Origin of the sequence: Acaryochloris sp. IP29b_bin.137 (genome assembly GCF_028285745.1) — a bacterium.
Classification (GTDB): Bacteria; Cyanobacteriota; Cyanobacteriia; order Thermosynechococcales; family Thermosynechococcaceae; genus Acaryochloris.
Genome location: NZ_JANQOP010000106.1, coordinates 1 through 15,961 on the forward strand (window position 1 = coordinate 1; position 15,961 = coordinate 15,961).

Consider the following 15,961-nt stretch of genomic DNA (forward strand, 5'->3'; position numbering starts at 1 on the left):
GGTACTCAGCCAGGGATTGGCCTAGGTAACCACTCGTCGAAGCAGCTACCCAGGGATACGTGGCGATATCGGCAATGGAATAGTCGCCCGCCATGTAAGAGTTGTTGGCTAATTGGCGATCTAGGACGCCTAGAAGTCGTTGGGTTTCCTTTTCGTAGCGTCCAATGGCATAGGCTAGGGGTTCAGGGGCCGAACTGCGAAAGTGTCCTAGTTGCCCAAACATAGGGCCAACGCTTGCCATCTGAAACATCAGCCATTCAATAACTTTGGCGCGTTCCCCAGGTTTGCTGGGAAAGAACTTTCCGGTTTTCTCCGCTAGATAAATCAAGATGGCACCAGATTCAAAGACAGTGATATCTGTCTGGCGATCAATTATGGCTGGAATTTTGCTGTTGGGGTTGATGGCCACAAACTCAGGCTTAAACTGATCCCCTTGACCAATGTGGACCTTGTGGATGGTATAGGGCAGTCCGAGTTCTTCCAGCAGGATCGCTGGTTTGTAACCGTTCGGTGTTGTGAAGGTATAGAGGTCAATCATAATTTTCTCCGGTTCAAACTTAGTCACAAGTGTTATGGAGCTAGCTCCAAAGCCGGGATAATCGGGAGCCACCAGATGGAAGGTATCTGCCAGCGCTGGAATCAGATTCCGAAACATGTGAGAGGAGGTGGGAAACCCATGAAGCAAAAGAATGGGGAGCATCCTTAAGAACCAGCTTCGCGGTAAAAAATTTCCAGTCCGTCAATTTCAAACGAGGGTAGTCATAGCTGCATTTCTCCTTAATCGGTGTTGGTGGACAAATAATTCACTCTTCCCAGACGTGCCTACATTTCAGGGACAATCAGGTCGCCTTTCGCCCAAGCTGCATCGGCGTTAGATTTCATCGTGGCTGCGTCAGCTTCCCATTGGGGCTTGGTGTTACCGTGTTCGCCGTTGTAAAAGAGATACAACTTATCGTCGGTCACTAGATAGGTTTCGGGATCGACTGGGACAAGTTTGCCTTCGGACACTGCAACCGCACAGAAACCGCCGTATTGAGGAACATAGGCCTCAGGGTTAGCTTCGAATTTGGCTTTGTTTTCAGTGATTGCAAAATAGTAGGTTGCGCCACCGTGAGTGGCGGTGATATCAGAACTGCCGGGAACGGGATGAGTGGCAAAGTATGAAACAGGATCATAGCCATTGATGGCAACGTTTTGTTCGGTCAGATTAATTGGACGAGACATGGTTAAACTCCTGGACCCAACGGTCCGATAGTGTGGGTATTTCAAAGCTAGTTAGCTGGCGATCCCTCGCGATTGAGACAGCAATTCAATTCGACAAATTATATAAAACAGTCTGTCTATTTGTATTATGTAGACAGGTCTGTCTATTGTCAAGGCATTTTATAGATTTATTGCAGGAAGGGTAAATGCCGTGGCTGTCAGGAAATTAATCGCTGCTTCTGAAGTAGCATTTGGTGGCCTTCACAGTGTCATCAAAAGTTGGTGGGTGGATAAATGAGTTAATATGCAGACAGGTCTGTATATTTTTGTGATATGGCTCGCCCAAAAACCTCTCGTTCCTCTGCTCGCGATCGCATCCTTGCTGCAGCCTCTAAGCTGTTTTATCAAGAGGGTACACAAAATGTAGGTATCGACCGCATTATTGCTGAGTCGGGTGTAGCGAAGATGTCTCTCTACAACCACTTCAAGTCTAAAGATGCACTGATAGCGGCTTGGCTGCAGCAGCGAGACGAAGACTGGCGCGCTTGGTTTCAAGCACGGGTAGAGTCACTGGCAACAGAACCTTGCGATCGCATCCTTGCCATTTTTGATGCGCTGGCAGAGTGGTTTGAGCAGCCCGACTTTCGAGGGTGTGCCTTTATCAACTCCACCGTGGAGCTAGTGGATCCAGAGCATCCTGGGTATCAGGTTGCGATTGAGCATCAACGTGCGATCTCTGATTATGTTCTCGGTTTAGTCACTGTGGCAGAGCTGAAGAATCCAGACATGCTGGCTCAGCAACTATTGGTTTTGATCGAAGGGGCAATTGTGGTGTCGATGATGCAGGGGAATGCCGATGCCGCACTGTCCGCGAAACAGATCGCTGCTACCTTACTTTAACGATGCGTCTCACTCCCGAACCTGAACTGAAATCATAGGTTGAACTGTAGCTGCTTACAGATAGGGAACGTCGGCAGCTACAGGACCTTGTTGAATTAGCGGAATAATGCTCAGTTTTCCGTTTTAGGCAGCTTGCCGTAGGGGATTCAAACCATCTCCGCCAGCCGCAACACCCCCATCCACCGGCAGAGTCACGCCAGTCACCCAGCTCGCATTGGCCAGGTACAGTACTGAATCGGCAATATCTTGGGGTGTCCCAATTCTCCCCAGCGGGTGCAGTTTTGCAAAAGAGTTCAATGTTTGCTGCGGGATTTCATCATGTAAAGGTGTCTGCACGATCCCAGGAGCCACCGTATTAATCCGAATCTTGTCGTTAGCTAATTCAAACGATAGGTTTTTCGCCATAGCGGTAATGGCGGCCTTGGCCATAATCGGGGCTGAAGATGGACTCAACTGGCTGGAATGGAAGGTAAGAATGGTGCCAATGTTGATAATCGCACCGCCATTTCCTTGGTTGCGCATCTGGTTGACGACGGCTTGGGTCAACGCAAAGGTGCCCCGGACATAACCCAGATATTGGTCTAACTCATCAATGCCATAGTCCAAAAAAGGCTTAACGGCAAAGATACCTGCATTGTTAACCAGCACATCCACTCGGCCAAACCGAGAGACTGTTTCATCCACCAGTTTAGGAACAAAGGTTGAATCAGTGATGTCGCCCGCGACCAGATGGATGCGGTCTGGGTGTTGCAGTTTCTGAGCTGCTGTTTCCAGCTTTGACGCTGTCCTGCCATTGAGCGTTACATTTGCACCCGTGTGCAAAAAGGTTTCTGCGATCGCATAGCCTAAGCCAGTGGCACCGCCAGTAATGATTACAGTTTGAGTTCCCATTTTTACTGCCTCCTTATTGAGCAAAGGTTTGATTATTTCTGTACGTGTTTCCGAAAGGCTTCTACCGGCAGCCCACCCACACCCCAGTCCTCCGTTGCCACTTCATCAATGACAACGAATGTCGTGGCTGGGTTTTTATCCAAGACCTGAACCAGAAGGTCTGTCACTCCCTGAATCAGTTCGGCTTTTTGCTGGGGGGTTGCCCCTTCTCGGGTTATTTTGACGTTGACGAAAGGCATGATCTGACTCCTATTCACTTTGCATCACAAGTTGAACGCTATTTAGGCGTCAGCATGATTGGTGAAGTGGAAAACCTTGGTGATGATTTTCCAGCCACCCTCAAGCCAGACGAGGGTCAGCAGATCGGTATAGTTCTTAGACAACATTGAGCTACGCATACGTGCGATCGCAGTTACAGGTCCGACAAACTCAATGGAATCCACAGAGAATTCATAGGACTCTTGAGAGGACTCGGGGGACGTCCGCTGCTCAACAATTGGGAAGTAGGTATCCATATCCAGGTGCAGCAACTCTCCGTCAGATGCCGTGAAGTATTGAGCATTGGGGTGAAACACGGTTGACAGCAGCTTTGGATCACAACGATACAAGCCATCGTAATAACGACTGAGTACCTCAAAAATGGCTGAATAGTCACGATCGGCGACTTGTTTTTGGCTTGCATAAACCCGTGTACTGTTCATCATTCATCCTCCTCCGAGTGAACGACTTATATTGCATGGTTTCACCGTAACCTTTCACTTAAAAAAGATAAATATCAATTTAATTGAATAACTTTTTACTAATAGTGAATAATAATGACGACAGGATTGTTCATTTTGGGAATCATCAACGATGGATAAGTTAGTGGCACTGCAAATCTTTCGGCGAGTGATTGAGCTTGAGAGTTTTAGCCGCGCCGCAGAGGATTTAGACCTATCCAATGCTGCGGTTAGTAAAAACGTGCAGGAGCTGGAGAAGGCGCTGAAAACCCAGTTGATCCACCGAACAACCCGACGTTTACATCTAACGGAGGTCGGGCAACTCTACTTTCAGGACATTTGCTCCATTCTCGATAAGCTGGAAAGCCTTGAAGAAACCATTGCGGATCTCGAGATCGAACCCCGTGGGCGACTGCGAGTCACAGCACCTGTTTCGCTTGGCTTGACCAATGTGGCTAAGGCGATTTATCAATTTCAAGCGACTTATCCCCATATTGAGATCGAACTTGTTCTCAACGATCGCTATGTCGATCTGATAGAAGAGGGATTTGATGTCGGCATTCGAGGCACAGGAGCCGTCAGCGATACCAGTCTGGGGTTGCATCGCATTTGTGATATCAGACGAGTTGTTTGTGCATCGCCAGCCTATCTGGAGAAATATGGGAAGCCGCAAGTCCCAAATGACCTGCAACAGTACCCTTGTGTGATTTATAGTCTGGCGCGATCGCCCTGTGAGTGGCGATTTCAGCGGGGGACTGATAAGGTGACGGTGAAGGTCGATGGACCTGTACAGGTCAACAACAGTCTTGCTGCGGGGCAGGCAGCGGTTGCCGGACTCGGTATCATTTTTCTGCCCATTTTCACGGTGTCAGAGACACTGGAACGTGGGATGCTCCAGATCATTCTGACAGACTGGTTGGCTGAACCTTTGACGTTATATGCAGTCTATCCCAAACATCGCCAACACTCTCGAAAACTCCAAGTCTTTATCGACTTTCTTTCAGATACGCTTGTCTTGATGGCTTCCTCTGACCAAGCAGAACACTCCCCAACAAGATCGCAACCCCCAGCGATTGAACGGATGTCAGTGTTTCCCGCAAAAAAACGTATCCGATAAGAGTTGCAACAACAGGACTCATAAGTGTTAGATAGGAAACCGCTGTCGCGTTGAGTTTACTAATTCCTCGAAACCACAGTGCATAGGCCAACCCGGTACCGATAACCCCTAGATAAATAAAACCCCAGAGGTTCGTTCTAGAGACTTGCGTGAACGGCCCCTCCACCCACAGCGCAATGGGGAGTAACATTAATCCTCCCGCCGTCAATTGCCATGCGGTAAAGACCATGAGAGAAAAAGGAGGTTGCCTCCGTTTAACTAGGACGGTCCCCAAGCCCATCGCAGCAGCGCTAGCAAGAGCAGCAAGAATACCGATGCCATCCAAACGGGCACTGGGGCCAAGAACTAACAAGCCCACGCCGATGAAACCTGCGATCCCGGCAATGAAGGATAGGCGGGAGGGCTGTTCGTACAAAACCAACCACGATAACAGGACGACTAACAAAGGCTGAATGGCCCCCGCCGTTGCAGCCACGCCCCCTGGCAGACGATAGGCAGCCACAAACAACAGCGCCTGGAACAGTCCAATATTGAGACCCCCCAAAACCAAAATCCGCCACCACCAGATACCTTGCGGTAGTTTTCTCAGGCCGACCGTCAGCAAAATGCCAATGGGTAGTGCTCTCAAGGAAGCAACCAACAACGGATGGTAGGGGGGTAAGAATTCGGTGGCCACCGCATAGGTCGTTCCCCAAGTCATGGGTGCGATCGCTGTTAACAAGATGTCAGACAATTGGGCTGTGGGTTGTCTCATGATTTAGGGATCGGTTGATACAGTTTATATAGGGATGCCAAAGGCACTCAATCCTTGAAATCCGCACTCAATTTGGAGTGTAGTATCTAGATAACTAATGCCAAGAGCAGTCGTAGCTGTAAATGGTCAACACGATAAATCTATCGGTGGAGCTGGTATACCTGCTGCTTCACAGCAACTTTATCCGCCGATATTCTCTCCTAATTTCAATGACTTGCGTGCATAGCTACCGTGGATTCATCAACAGCTTCATTCGTTGTTGCATACCGCAATGACACGTGCTGGGCCACCTGTGCCACCCACATGTTTGAGTGCACTGACCACTAAAGAGCATTTGCCACGCTGATGGATGGTAACAAGTGTGTCGAGGTTTGCAAGATTTTCAACGATCAGAATATCGCGTTGGTAGAGACGTACATGGGCAGGCCAAGAATCACTCCATTTGTTGTCTGAGCCATTTACCCCCTCGCCAGAATCTGTACTGAGGCTGTCCGCAGCAATTCCTGAGATTTTTACGCCCTTGATTTCCATAATTTCGATCAGTTTGTCAATGGCTTCCCTTGTGAAGCCCGGATGGTTTAAACCGTTCACGTACCCAGGTGCATTCCAATCTTCGCCGCCCATACCATACAGTTGAGACCATCCTAAATGGGCGACAATCCATACACCATCCTCAATTTGATCTGCGATCGCTTCGATATCCTTCGCACGAACAGTGGCGTTTGAATTGTCGGAAAAGTCCGTGATTGATGTGTCTGGGTGCGGCATACCTCCATTTTTCGAGAGTTCTTGCCTCACTCGCGCTGAGACATCAATGAGAACTATTTTGCCTGTCAATTGATTGATTGTAAGGGCCTCGCTAGCTTTGCGTTCCTTCTGTGGAACGGCACCAGGCTCAAGGCTTTGCGCATTATTGATATAGTGATTGGGGCTGTTAAAGCTGGTGCCATTATGCTCTTGAATCAGAACTGCAGCCGAGGCAAATTCACCTTCATTCGTCGGCCATATATCCGCTGGGTAGAGCACTGCCTGATGATAGAATCCTGCGATTGGTTTGCTATTTGCAATAGGTTTGGACAGGTCTGGTTTGGTTGGATCTGTCACGGACGGTTTAAAGGTAGGAATGCTATGAGTCAGATCAATAAAGCTGAGTTCAGCACGCACCTGCTTCATGCTAGCCATAAGGGCAAAAAAAACAATTGATGTAGCTGCGAAAATTGTGCATCCATTCTGTCTTAGTTTCATCGATTTTTCCTTACTAAAGATTGAATAGTGCCGCATTTTGCCATCCAGATAGAGAGAAATGTGACGTCGAATTTGATTGCTTGACAGATCTATCGAATAGGCTTTTTACAAGGATCAAGCAACGGAAGTGGCCATATGAGGTATTTCAGTGGGAACGTAGCATTCTCTTCAGTCCACAAACCGTTGCAACATGCCTTCAAGATCAATGTTGGTCGGTAACTGCAAACGAAATTCACGGGTGAGAACGGAACATAGCTCTTGAGCCGTGGTCAGCATGTGGTGTTCTGTTTTTCCATTATTTAAGGGATGAATTGAGAAGCGGTTGTCGCGTAAGGCATAACGACGGTCTGTATCGGGTCTAGCTGCAATCAATGAATTCACAAACAGCGATTTTGGGTGAGTCGAAATATACCAGTTGCTAACCTCGTAGTCAGGTGGATACTGGGGTTGCAAATCGAACTGATAGAGAGATTGCCATTTCTGCGCGAAATGAGCCTGCATGATGTAAGAATCCTTTGTCTTAATCAGTCTGAATAGCTCATGGGAGGTGGGCTGTTGAGTCTCTGGTGTCAGTCGAATTGGAGTCGTCAGCGTCAAGCCACCAAAGCCAACATCCGCAATATAGGGTTCGTGGTCAATATGCACGATGAGCACCATGTGGCTGCGAGGAGTGATAACACCTTCTGGTACCCCCCAAAGGACTCGTGCCCCCAGACTGCTCACCTGAAAGCCCAGATCAATTAGCACCGAACGAAACAAACTATTTTGCTCAAAGCAGTAGCCACCCCGCCCTTCCTCAATTAATTTTTTCTGGAGGGAGATCAGATCCAATAGCACTGGCTGTCTGAATAGAGGACTTAGATTTTCAAAGGCGATCGCCTGCGTATGACTATAGTGAATTGCTTCTAGCGTTTGCAGAGTAGGCGTGCGCTCTCCTCGATAGCCAATGCGCTGCAAATAAGCATCAAGGTTGATCGAGTCTGTGAAAGTTTGAGGCAGTTGTTGAGTTAACATTCAAAATCTCCTCGGTTTAAAGATTATCTTGGTGTAGAAGTCTGCTGAAATATGGAGGGCATGAAATCAAGCTGCAACGATCACTCCATTTTGACTAAGTACCTCCACTAGATCTGGAATCTCAGTGTGATCTGATGGTTCAATGGATATCGCCTCACTCACAGCGGTAAACGCCTGTGTGGCCAAGCTATTCTGGCCTGTGAATTCAAGCATTTCGCCGCCATTCACACCATATCGAAAGCTGTGTAAAGTTCCTGCTGGAACATGTACAAGCGTACCGGCTCCGCATAATTCGGTCTTTTCTGCACAGGTAAATTCGATAGTTCCTGCTAGGACATAAAAGGACTCATCCCAGTCGTGGCAATGCAGTGGTGGCCCCGCTCCATTCTCTCCCGATTGCAACGTAATCTCGTAGGAATGTGTCAAAGCATTTGATACAAGCACCGTGACTTTGGTGTCGATCACATTTAAGGTGGGACTGTAGTCTTTGGGGGGTAAAATAAGCGGTTCAATTTTCATTTTTTCATAACCTCCAATGAGCAAAATAAGTAAATAACTTTTGAGATCTAGCAAGGATGATGAAATGCACTTTCGTCATCTTTTTGATCGCTATACTCAACTCATTCCATTGAAAGGTATTTATTCTGAGATATCTTGCACATTTTTCTGATTTTCAGCATATTCTTACTTTTGGGCAAAAAAATTTTGCACCAATCAGTATTTGTCTAGGGCGGTAGCGTCTTAAAACCTGGAGTAGTGGTTGTTTTATCGCGCTCTACATTGATTCGTCATAATGGACTGATATAGATTCATGGGACAGCATTTTTTGTCATGTTTCCATCTCGATCGGTAATGACAAACTACTATCACCAAGACACGATTGGGGCGCATCACCAGCAGGGTGCAACCCCTTTACAAGATCCCATCTTTTCGCCGGGGGTTGAATTGGCATATTATCGGCATCCACCTGCCGAGCTACCAGATAACTCCTATGATCAGCATCTGCTCGTCATTCATACAGAAGTCCCTACGCCCACCCGAGTTGAGCAGGTAACTGCAGGACGTTACCATTCAGGAGAAGTAAACACGGGCGATATCATCCTCATCCCCGCCCAAACAACTCACCGCGTTTATTGGAATCATGAACATACCTATCTGGCGTTGTGGCTTTCACCAGAACGATTCGAGCAGTGCTTAGGAGAAGCTATTTTAAGACAATCAGTAGAAGTCTTACCGAGCTTTATCACGCAAGATTCCTCGCTGTATGGACTTGGACTTGCATTGAGAGGGGAGCTAGAAACGCCTGGGCAAGAAGAACAACTCTACCTGGATTCGTTAATCACAGCATTATCTGCCCATCTGCTTCGATACTACAGTAATATAACCACACACCAACCTAATTCTCCAGAATGCTTACCTAGATACAAGCTTGATCCAGTGCTGGAATTCATACATGCACACTTAGATCGAAATTTATCGTTAGCAGAATTGGCAGCCATTGCCCAAATTAGCCCGAATTATTTTTTAACCCAATTTAAGCGATCGACAGGGCTAACTCCCCATCAGTATCTTATTCATCAACGGATCGAGATGGCCAAGAGACTGCTGACTCGGAATGATATGACGATTGCTGACGTTGCTTATGAACTTGGATTTGCCCACCAAAGTCACTTCACTCGGCATTTCAAGCGCCAGATTGGCTTGACACCTAAGCAGTTTTTGGCACAGTCTTAGAAACGCACCCAGGGTTGCCATATACAATACCTAACCATGATCTGAAGTATCTCCTAAACGGATACAGCCTGGCCTAGGTTTGGCCAGTGGATGGTCTTACTGTTCACGAAATGCTCACTTTCCAATTTTCTTTTGAGCTATGTCCATGCCTACATTGAATTTTATGGTTCTTCCCAGCTTTTGGTGAAGTAGTTAGAACCCCTTTCCCAGCATAAGATTCAGCGCTTATTTATGAAGCCATAATGAATCGCTTAGCGAGTAGGGTTAAGCCAGCTCTGCCAAACATCTGACGCTTGAGCATTTTCAGTTTGTTATTGAGTCCCTCTACCGGACCATTACTGACCTCCATCATCATGCTGGCCTTGACCGCAGCATAGTCATCCAATAACCCCGCAGCAAACTTCTTCAACGGTTGAATTGGACAGGTCAATGCCTTCATTAACCAGCCATCAAACGCATCGGCCTGTCGTTGTCTGAGCAATTCAAGGAACGTATGAGCTAAATCAACAAGGGTTGCTAAGTCCGGGTGTTGTTTGACCAGATATTCCAACAACTCTATATTTTCAGGTTCTCGATTCTCTTCTTTGAGTACAATGAGATAGGCCGCTTGACGAGGTGTAAAAGGAGGAGATTGAGGATCAATGACAGTGGGTAAGGACTTCGTCACTGGAACACGATACGAAGAAATGCCTTGAGCCTTTCGGAAGCCGCAAAGGTAACGCTGGAGAGTGCGCTGGGAGCCTTCATAGCCATTCTGTCGGAGCAATACCATCAAGACTTTGGAGTTCGTTATTCCAGAATTCCACCAAGCCACAACCTCCTGTTTGTAGGGGTCGAGTAGACTCCTGCCCAAGGTCGGACGCCGGGTATAAGTTTCAGGAAAATCAGGTCGGTTACCATATTTGCGAACAGTACATTCACTCACTCCCACCTTGTCAGCAATCGTTGCAGTCGGCCATCGTTGTTCAAGAAGAGCTTTAATTTCTTGCTGCTGTTGTACCCGGATTTGATGGTTTGCCTGTGCCCGTTCTTGAAAGGTTGCAGTGGCAGTCGATTGAGGAGTGACAACAACCGTTTCATGATGATCTAGATTTGAACTAGTGGCTGGGTATTGCTCTCGGGAGGCGGCTTTAAGCTCACCATGATAGTTTTCCAATGAAAGCTCAAGCACTTCACTCAAATTTTTGACTAGATGGAAGCGATCTGCAACTTGTATCGCTTCTGGTGCTGCCTTATCCATTGCACTTTTGTAGGTCTTGGAACGGTCACGGGATAATACTTCTACACCGGGATGTTTTCGTAGCCAGTCTGCCAATGTGTCCGCTTTGCGATCCGCTAGCAGGGCAATGGGTTGATGAGTTTCTAAGTTGGCTAAAATCGTGCCGTAATTGTGACCTTTACGGAATGCGAAATCGTCTACACCTAAGACTCTAGGAGTCTCGACATCAGGCAGTGCAAGGCGCTGGAGGTGGTTGAGGAGAGTCGTGCCACAGCTCACGTAACCTAGGTGTTTCCCTAAACGGGAACCGGCAGCACCCCCTAACGCTAGAGCGATCTCTTGGAGATGCTGGATTTGCCGCACGGTCTTTCTGGCCCAAGGTGCAACAACTGCTGGAATACGCTCAGTAAAGATGCGACGGCAACATTGAGGATTAGGGCAAAAGAACTTACAGACCTCGACCAGCAAGATCATGCTGAAATTCAAGCAGGGCAAGTCGGCCAACGTTCGTTGATATCGACTATGAATGCGCTCAGACGGGTCGCCACACAAAGGACAGTGAGCAACGCTTTGAGTTGACGATACACTCAACGTTAAATCGTGGCTTTCTAAGTCCATTTCATAGCTCTTCAAGCGCAACAAGCTAGAACTGGGCAACAGACATTGAAGAAGGTCCATAGAGAAATCCTGGAAAGACTCTACCCTCAATGCTTTCACAGGATTTCAACCGCATCACCAAAAGTTGGGAAGAACCTCAAGTAGTTGACATTACACAGCCATTATCAGGGCTAAAGCGGTTAGAAAGATTATCTTATTGGTTAAAAATGGATATCCAGGAAGAAACTTTAAAATCACTATTTCCCAATGAGCCTGAGCAGGTAAAACTCGTAAATGAGTCAGTCTTAGTCTTTGGCGAGTCGATCAACGATCAAAGCATGGAAAAGTTTTATTCATATATTTCCGTCTTTTGGCAACAACAATGTACCGTTCAGCAGTTGGATAAAACCTTTGCTCCATTTTATAAGTTGGATCTAGACTTGACCGTTCTGAAACGTTTTTCCCCAGTTTTTAGCAAAAGTCCCACCATTGATAAAAACGGTGTCCTGCTGATTACAGGGTTTTACCCGACAAGGCCACAGCGGTTTTCTTTCGAGCTGAAATATTTATATGAAGGGCTACATTGGAAGCTAGTGGGGTTTAGGGGAAATCTCAACCAAGAAACAGTTTCACCCTTGCGATTACCGAGTGAAGCAGAGCAGGTAAAACTCGTGAACGAGTCAGTCTTGATCTTTGCTGCATCGGTCAACGATAAAAGCATGGAAAAGTTTTATTCATCTATATCCGTCTTATGGCAACAACAATGTACCATTCAGCAGTTAGATGAAGCCTTTACTTCACTTTATAAGCTGGATCTAGACCTAACCGTTCTAAAGCATTTTTCTCCAATTTTTAACAATCAGCCTTCTATTGAGGAAAACGTTGTCATGCCCATCACAGGTTTTTATCCAACCCAGCCAAAACAGGTTCACTTTGAGCTGAAGTATTTATATGAAGGTCAAAGCTGGAAGCTAATGCACTTTAGTACAAATATCAAGTAGCTGTCAGGCGACAATTACATAGACCGATTACAGACCGCCTGACAATACATAGCCAACTCTTGAAATCAGGATCTAGTTCAAGCATGAGATCTGAATTTGTAGAGAGGGCACAGAGCGGCTAAATCAGTACGAGCAAGAGTTTCAGCACATCCTCGACAATACGCTTTCCATTCCTGATCTGGCCGCTAAGGGAACGGCTTACGAGGCCATCCACCAATATCCAGACCAGATCCAGCTAGCCCTCATCAAAGACTACACGTCCAATAAAATTTTGAATATTACGTTGATACTGATAAACAGACTGCTCTAGATCCTTCGCAGTGGCTCCCACTGCAAAATAGGGCGACTTAAACGATCGCTGTTGTTGTTCACAGACGTAGATGTCTTCCACCACAAAATCACCTGAGGCCAACGGATCGTCTGGATCACCCGTACCGTACTTGTCGCCCTTGAAGTTCTTGAAAAAATTCCAGGATTTCCATTCTTGGGCCATAAATTTCCAGTCTGAAACTGGCATTACTTTAGTGCGTATCTCCACAATGGACTTGTCCGGCGCGATTGGAATCACATAAAAGGTGGACCAGCTTGATTCAGTTTCACCCAAACCCAGATTGGGAAACAGCATCGGCACATAGGCTCCGATTTTGTCTTTAGGAATATGGTCAATCAGGGGTAGAGGTGAGTTGCTCTCAATTCCATCCAGATAGTCTTTAGAAAGTGGCTCAAAAAAGTGAAAGTGATTACCTACAAACCCCGTTTCCTGTTGTCGGTGGGCGTACATGTATAAGGTTTCAGAATGAAGGTGTGCTAGATGGTAACCATCAATGTAATTTTCGACGATGATTTTCCAGTTGGCGTTAATCTCATGGCGAGATCGGCCCTCTACATATTCCACGAGTTTATCGGGTTGGTGAGGACCTAAATACGGCTCCATTGGACCAAACCAGTTTTCCAGTGATTCCGCATCGGGATCGGGATGAATAAAGATCATGCCTCGCCATGTTCCCACAGAGGCTTTATGTAAGCACAGAGTCTTCAGATCTAAGTCTGGAAATTGAGTTTTACGTTCTGGGACCGCCATCAGCTCACCCCCTAAGTTATAGGTCCAATCATGGTAGGGGCAAGTGAGTAATTTCTTCCGCTTCCCCGAAGCTCGCAGGAGCTGAGTTCCTCGATGCCGACAAAGGTTGTGGAATGCTCGCATCTGGCGGTTCTCATCCAGCAAAACCAGAATATTGTTGAGTCCGGCTTGGACGGTGATGTAGTCGCTGGGGTCGGTTAGATCTCCGACAAAGCCAGCAAACTGCCAAGTTCGGCTGAAGATGGTTTCCATTTCCCGGTTAAACCAGTCTTGAGAAGTGTAGGCATCAACAGGAAGGACGGGCATTTGTTTTGTGAACGCCATCATGTTCTCCTTGATTTTCAAGCGTTAGGTCTTCATCCTTAAGCAGCACGGGGAGCTGAAACACTAGGGAAAAACATCACCACACTGAAGGCGACCCAAGTGATCATAATCAACCAGTACAAAATGGGGGTATGTTTGCGGGCAATGGGTTCAATGAAATAGGTCACCCCAGTAAAGAAGTCAGGAATAATCCAGTACAGAGAAAAAACACCCCAAATCCACTGCCAATTGAGAACCGCAGCCGCATAGATGATCAGGAGTCCCACCATGGTGCGCCATTTCGTGTTCCCTGTATCTGGTTGGGGTCTGGGGGCGTTCGAATCACCATTCCCGGAGGGATTAGGCCATTTTATGTTTTTAAGTGTCATAGAGGACGCTCCTAGACTCACTGCTTTAATTGGTTTGTGAGTAGAGTATTGACTTACCCAAAGGATGCTGCTTCAGTGCAGCCCGATCATTCTATCTCTGTAGAAGACTGCTATCTCCGCATGTTGCAGCCTCATGAAATCCAGGCAGTAATAGCCTTTGCCCAAGATTACGTCGTGATCGATAATAAGCGAGAGAAGGTCAAGCAGCTTGGTAACGCTGAAAGGGAAGCTGGAGCAGTTTGAACAGCAGAAGCAGGGGCTCAAGGGCCAGAAGCAGGGTTTGATGGTGCGAATTAAGCAGAAGTCTCAGGCATTTACCCAGGCCCGATATGAACAGGTGGAGGCCCGAATGCGGATGGAAATCATGGTGATGAAGCTATTAGTGCTGTTCAAGCCACCTAAAGCTAAATTCCACTTAGCTTTCCTAGATTCACATCTGCGGAGTTTATCTTAATCGCTTGGTCTAACTTTTGTTGAATGTCAACTACACCTACACCTTTTACCTCACGTCAATTACTTAACCAATGAACCGAAAGAGTGAAGCTGACACAGATTTTCTATGTGAACTCCAAACGCTATTCAAATTAATTCAGAGAGTTGATGATTCAAACTTTCAACATCAATTTCATAACGTTGCATCAGTGTATTGATCTGGTTATCTGTTTGAGCAAGTTGAACTAATCCCCATAAGAGATGTTCAGTCCCAATAGATTTTTCTCCTTTGAGTTGGACTACCTCCAAAGACAATTCAACCGTTTTTTTGCTTTGCTGATTTAATCTTGGTTCCCCCCTGTATTCATAAGAGTGGTCGTCGGTTGCAATCTCTACATTTGCACCGTTTGAGAACAGTAAACGAGCGGAAGTAGAAGTAGGGTCAGCCAACAAGCCTGCAAGTAAATGCTCTGGTCCAACTTGTGCAGCTCCTTCTCGTGTAGCTTGATTAGCAGAAAACTTAAATACATTGATTGTTTTTTGAGCAAACCGTTCAAATCCGAAATACATTTTGTAGCGTTTGACGAGTGTTTGCATGGAATTTTCAGCCTCGTAGATAAATACATCTTCAATGGACACCTTGAACAGACTGGCCAGTTTAAAAGCCATTTCCAAACTAGGGTCAAATTTACCGGACTCAAAACCATTGACAGCCTGACGACTAACTCCTAGATCTCTGGCTAGCGAGGCCTGAGATTTATAGTGGAGTTTTCGCAGCTCTTTGAGTCGATTTTTCATCAGCGATGATTACTTGCTGTCAAGTATTACTTTACGGTGGACATTGCAGTTTGTCAAGTAAGACTTGACAAACTTTGGCAAAGGTACAACTCATTTCGGGTTTTTATCCAGTTGACCTGACAAATCGGCTGTTTAACCTAACATGAACAACAAAGAAAGAAGAAACAGGCAATTGTATCGCCTCATTTTGAGAATTCACCCCATAATTCCGTTTTCTATGCATGACAAACTGCTTTTGAGGACATAGTGATATCGCTCAATCAGCCAGCGCAGAGCGTCAATGTACAGGCATGTTCAAAGCTGTCTATCTCAATATCAGAGATCAGCAACCAACGAATCGCTTTGCCCTCCTCGGGAGGATGTTCCTCTTCAACGGAAACAACGGTCATGGGTAAGTCACAAAGCTGGGCAGATTTGGGACGATTTTGGGGAACTTTGAGCATCAATCTTTGATGACGAACCGTTAGTCTCAGATGTCAATTAGATAGGCCAACTTTTTTGGGTTTTGTCTTCATACTTTTAAACGCGCTTCGCGAGTCGATTTGGATCTATGCAATACCATCT

The 15,961-nt window shown here is 46.5% G+C and carries 18 protein-coding genes and 1 pseudogene; 5 read left to right on the plus strand and 14 right to left on the minus strand.

Annotated elements, in window-relative coordinates; genetic code table 11:
* Both Q0991_RS08210 and Q0991_RS08215 read right to left on the minus strand, forming a co-directional pair.
* On the minus strand, positions 1-655 hold a 655-nt coding region (locus Q0991_RS08210), incomplete at its 3' end, for a glutathione S-transferase N-terminal domain-containing protein (protein ID WP_299487240.1).
* A 167-nt stretch (positions 656-822) separates the two neighbouring features.
* Complete coding sequence (locus tag Q0991_RS08215) at positions 823-1,224, minus strand: YHS domain-containing (seleno)protein (protein ID WP_299487243.1); 402 nt, start codon at positions 1,222-1,224, stop codon at positions 823-825.
* A 312-nt stretch (positions 1,225-1,536) separates the two neighbouring features.
* Between Q0991_RS08215 and Q0991_RS08220 the strand changes: the two genes are divergently transcribed.
* On the plus strand, positions 1,537-2,103 hold the full coding sequence (locus Q0991_RS08220; RefSeq protein WP_299487246.1) for a TetR/AcrR family transcriptional regulator: 567 nt from the start codon (positions 1,537-1,539) through the stop codon (positions 2,101-2,103).
* A 123-nt stretch (positions 2,104-2,226) separates the two neighbouring features.
* Here the strand turns inward: Q0991_RS08220 and Q0991_RS08225 are convergent, their stop codons facing one another.
* The 3 genes from Q0991_RS08225 to Q0991_RS08235 are packed head-to-tail and all read right to left on the minus strand — an operon-like array spanning position 2,227 to position 3,695.
* Entirely contained in the window at positions 2,227-2,994 is a 768-nt protein-coding gene (locus tag Q0991_RS08225) for an SDR family oxidoreductase (RefSeq protein WP_299487249.1), read from the minus strand.
* A 32-nt stretch (positions 2,995-3,026) separates the two neighbouring features.
* Entirely contained in the window at positions 3,027-3,233 is a 207-nt protein-coding gene (locus tag Q0991_RS08230) for a 4-oxalocrotonate tautomerase family protein (protein WP_299487251.1), read from the minus strand.
* 42 nt (positions 3,234-3,275) lie between these two features.
* Positions 3,276-3,695, minus strand: coding sequence for a nuclear transport factor 2 family protein (locus Q0991_RS08235; protein WP_299487254.1), 420 nt, complete (start codon positions 3,693-3,695; stop codon positions 3,276-3,278).
* Positions 3,696-3,846: 151 nt separating this feature from the next.
* Here Q0991_RS08235 and Q0991_RS08240 point away from each other — a divergent pair.
* Positions 3,847-4,662 (plus strand): annotated as a pseudogene (locus tag Q0991_RS08240) (LysR family transcriptional regulator); the annotation flags it as partial.
* Between the two features lie 37 nt (positions 4,663-4,699).
* Here the strand turns inward: Q0991_RS08240 and Q0991_RS08245 are convergent.
* The 4 genes from Q0991_RS08245 to Q0991_RS08260 form a co-directional block, all read right to left on the minus strand.
* A complete protein-coding gene (locus tag Q0991_RS08245; protein WP_299487256.1) occupies positions 4,700-5,584 on the minus strand; it encodes an EamA family transporter in 885 nt (294 codons plus the stop codon).
* A gap of 249 nt (positions 5,585-5,833) precedes the next feature.
* Complete coding sequence (locus Q0991_RS08250) at positions 5,834-6,865, minus strand: cyclase family protein (protein ID WP_299487258.1); 1,032 nt, start codon at positions 6,863-6,865, stop codon at positions 5,834-5,836.
* A 132-nt stretch (positions 6,866-6,997) separates the two neighbouring features.
* Positions 6,998-7,843, minus strand: coding sequence for an arylamine N-acetyltransferase (locus Q0991_RS08255; RefSeq protein ID WP_299487260.1), 846 nt, complete (start codon positions 7,841-7,843; stop codon positions 6,998-7,000).
* 66 nt (positions 7,844-7,909) lie between these two features.
* Entirely contained in the window at positions 7,910-8,362 is a 453-nt protein-coding gene (locus Q0991_RS08260) for a cupin domain-containing protein (protein WP_299487263.1), read from the minus strand.
* Between the two features lie 333 nt (positions 8,363-8,695).
* Here Q0991_RS08260 and Q0991_RS08265 point away from each other — a divergent pair, with 333 nt between their 5' ends.
* Positions 8,696-9,577 (plus strand): AraC family transcriptional regulator, encoded by an 882-nt coding sequence (locus tag Q0991_RS08265; RefSeq protein ID WP_299487265.1) that lies wholly within the window; start codon positions 8,696-8,698, stop codon positions 9,575-9,577.
* A 229-nt stretch (positions 9,578-9,806) separates the two neighbouring features.
* Here Q0991_RS08265 and Q0991_RS08270 read toward each other — a convergent pair whose 3' ends face one another.
* Positions 9,807-11,474 carry an ISL3 family transposase gene (locus Q0991_RS08270; protein ID WP_299487267.1) on the minus strand — a complete coding sequence of 556 codons (1,668 nt, stop codon included), beginning with the start codon at positions 11,472-11,474 and terminating at the stop codon, positions 9,807-9,809.
* Between the two features lie 29 nt (positions 11,475-11,503).
* Here Q0991_RS08270 and Q0991_RS08275 point away from each other — a divergent pair, with 29 nt between their 5' ends.
* Complete coding sequence (locus Q0991_RS08275; protein WP_299487269.1) at positions 11,504-12,394, plus strand: hypothetical protein; 891 nt, start codon at positions 11,504-11,506, stop codon at positions 12,392-12,394.
* 235 nt (positions 12,395-12,629) lie between these two features.
* Here the strand turns inward: Q0991_RS08275 and Q0991_RS08280 are convergent, their stop codons facing one another.
* A complete protein-coding gene (locus Q0991_RS08280; RefSeq protein WP_299487271.1) occupies positions 12,630-13,799 on the minus strand; it encodes an aromatic ring-hydroxylating dioxygenase subunit alpha in 1,170 nt (389 codons plus the stop codon).
* 38 nt (positions 13,800-13,837) lie between these two features.
* Entirely contained in the window at positions 13,838-14,167 is a 330-nt protein-coding gene (locus tag Q0991_RS08285; RefSeq protein ID WP_299487274.1) for a hypothetical protein, read from the minus strand.
* 208 nt (positions 14,168-14,375) lie between these two features.
* On the opposite strand from Q0991_RS08285, the gene Q0991_RS08290 reads away from it, so the two are divergent.
* Positions 14,376-14,621 carry a hypothetical protein gene (locus Q0991_RS08290; protein ID WP_299487277.1) on the plus strand — a complete coding sequence of 82 codons (246 nt, stop codon included), beginning with the start codon at positions 14,376-14,378 and terminating at the stop codon, positions 14,619-14,621.
* 125 nt (positions 14,622-14,746) lie between these two features.
* Here Q0991_RS08290 and Q0991_RS08295 read toward each other — a convergent pair whose 3' ends face one another.
* Positions 14,747-15,397, minus strand: coding sequence for a helix-turn-helix domain-containing protein (locus tag Q0991_RS08295; RefSeq protein WP_299487280.1), 651 nt, complete (start codon positions 15,395-15,397; stop codon positions 14,747-14,749).
* 260 nt (positions 15,398-15,657) lie between these two features.
* Complete coding sequence (locus Q0991_RS08300) at positions 15,658-15,840, minus strand: hypothetical protein (RefSeq protein ID WP_299487282.1); 183 nt, start codon at positions 15,838-15,840, stop codon at positions 15,658-15,660.
* Positions 15,841-15,961 lie beyond the last annotated feature (121 nt).